Annotated in this window: 4 protein-coding genes and 1 pseudogene; all 5 read right to left on the reverse strand. The window is 54.5% G+C overall.

Features of this window, described 5'->3' with window-relative positions:
• Window positions 1-114: 114 nt before the first annotated feature.
• On the reverse strand, window positions 115-384 hold the full coding sequence (locus BLX24_RS30070) for a hypothetical protein (protein WP_071506877.1): 270 nt from the start codon (window positions 382-384) through the stop codon (window positions 115-117).
• A gap of 300 nt (window positions 385-684) precedes the next feature.
• The gene (locus BLX24_RS30080; protein WP_143092907.1) at window positions 685-1,143 is read right to left on the reverse strand and encodes a hypothetical protein; all 459 of its coding nucleotides are present in this window, start codon (window positions 1,141-1,143) and stop codon (window positions 685-687) included.
• A 17-nt stretch (window positions 1,144-1,160) separates the two neighbouring features.
• Window positions 1,161-1,490 carry a hypothetical protein gene (locus tag BLX24_RS30085; RefSeq protein WP_071506880.1) on the reverse strand — a complete coding sequence of 110 codons (330 nt, stop codon included), beginning with the start codon at window positions 1,488-1,490 and terminating at the stop codon, window positions 1,161-1,163.
• Between the two features lie 7 nt (window positions 1,491-1,497).
• A complete protein-coding gene (locus BLX24_RS33030; RefSeq protein ID WP_177225971.1) occupies window positions 1,498-1,674 on the reverse strand; it encodes a hypothetical protein in 177 nt (58 codons plus the stop codon).
• Window positions 1,675-1,721: 47 nt separating this feature from the next.
• Window positions 1,722-2,108, reverse strand: a pseudogene (locus BLX24_RS33035) (hypothetical protein); the annotation flags it as partial.

Here is a 2,108-nt window from a genome sequence, read left to right on the forward strand (position 1 = left end):
GATTTTCCCGCCCCCCGCCCTCCGATCATCGCGGCAATCTTATAGTGATGCGTGGTAACGGCAGCCAGAAACTCGCCCTGTTTTTCGTTCACGTCCAGCCTGAGTTCTTCAGCGTCATCCAACGATTTCATGCGTCGTGTCTTCTATGTCAGAAATTAATTTTTCCCCTGAGCCGGTGCCGTTTTTCTGGACAACCAGCTTTTTGACGTTAATGACGACTTTACGCGGCTTCTTCAGCTGCTCATCATCAACCACTTCCTGCTTATCGTAAGCACCGTCGATTTTGGCCGCTTCCTTCAGCATGACCGCCACTGCCCGGAAATCACCGGCGTCTTCAGCCTTTTTGGCGGCTTGCTTGAACATCTCGGCATACAGCAGCTTCACGCCGTCTTTGTCGNGGCCTTTTTTGCGGCCTGTTTGAACATTTCAGCATACAGCAGCTTCACGCCGTCTTTGTCGCGGCTGGAGCGTAATTCGGCAAAGCAGGCATAGGCGATCGACAGCAGCTCACGGCTCCGCCGGTCCTGAAGCCGGAAGGTGCGCTTGGCGCGGGCAAGCACCTGGCTGTCGGAAAAGCCCTCCCGCAGCCATGCCCGCATGGATTCGATTTTGTCCCAATTCTCGGCCTGGGTGATCGTCAGTTCGACCGATTCATCGATAAGGTACTGCTGGTAGATGCTGAGCTCATCCTGCACCTTCACCAGATACTTGTTGTGCTGTCTCATAAGTGAGTCGGATTAATTCGGTGTCGTATTGCTCCCGGATCGCCTCCAGACGGGCCAGCTCCTGCTCCCACTTCTCCGTTTTCACGGAATCAGGGTTATCGGCCAGCTTAGCCTTGTATTTGGAGATATTCACGCGGGTCTTACTGAGTTCACTGCGGATTTCGGCTTCCGTCATGCCGGTGCGGATTTCGGTCGGCTTCGGTGGCCGGTTTACCGGTACGTACCGATTACTCTGGCGGGGCTGGCCATGGTCGATCTGGTAACGCACATCCTTCCAGCGCTCCCGAAGATCAATAATCTGATCGACCACTGCCTTACGGCCGGCAACGTCATTTTCAGCAAAATCAGCCAGGGTATTAGACAAAAGAGCAGCTTCACGATGCAGGCGTTCGGCCTCCATCATGAGCTGCTCTTTCACTGGGTCAGCCAGCGTGTTTACTCGCTTTTTTTTTCTTCGGGGCTACCGGCAGATCCTGTACCGTCAGGAGTGGCGGCGGGATCCGGAACAGCCTTTTCGACGATACCGCTACTTTGGGCGGTATTGCCGGAAGTCACACCGGTTTTGGCGGTATCCGCAGGAGGGTTGGACGATTTGGCTTCGGTCACTGAAGTACCACCGGTTTCAGGGGTGTCAGCTGTAGCTTCTGCTTTGGCAGCATAGGCTTCCTGTGCCGCTTTCAGCTTTTCTTTGTTTTGCTCCGACGGATCAGCGTCATACCGAAGCTGAGCCAGGTCAGCGGCTCCTTTGAGTTGCGTTAAATTCATGGCTTAGTTACCCTTCGCTTTCCGCCGGGCTGTTTTTTTTTTCGATGACCTCCAGAAATACCCCCGGATACTGAGCAGCGATCTTTTCTGCCACCTCGATCGGCATCGATTCGGACAGTTCTACCTCGGAGCTCCCAACGGAAAAGTGAATTTTCTGGTCGGTCAATAATTTGATTTCCTTCATGACTGGCAGGGGATAATGCCCGCCGGGGATTATCCGGCGGGCCGTGCTTATACGGTTGCGCCGGCCACTACGCCCGGCAGCGTCACGCTGTCAGCCAGCAGGCAGTAGCCGAACATGTAGCCATCCTGCTTGGCCTTCAGGGTCCACTCCCGGCGATCGGAGCCTTTCGCACCGGTCGTATGCGTAATTTCGAACTGTAAACCCAGATACGAGCTGCCCAGTACGATACGTTTACCATCGTTTGACCGGGCAACCGCCACCACTTCGGAGTTCAGCAGCTTGTCGATGGCCGCACACTGCTCCTTGGTATGACCGGCAATTTTAAGTTCCAGCATCTGTTCCCATGACTGATAGCCGGTGGCTCCCTTTAACGCTTCATCCAGTTTGAGCGAGTTATCGGAAATGGATGCTTCCACAAACGTTGGTGAAGGAGT

Source organism: Arsenicibacter rosenii, from assembly GCF_001870735.1.
GTDB classification, from domain to species: domain Bacteria; phylum Bacteroidota; class Bacteroidia; order Cytophagales; family Spirosomataceae; genus Arsenicibacter; species Arsenicibacter rosenii.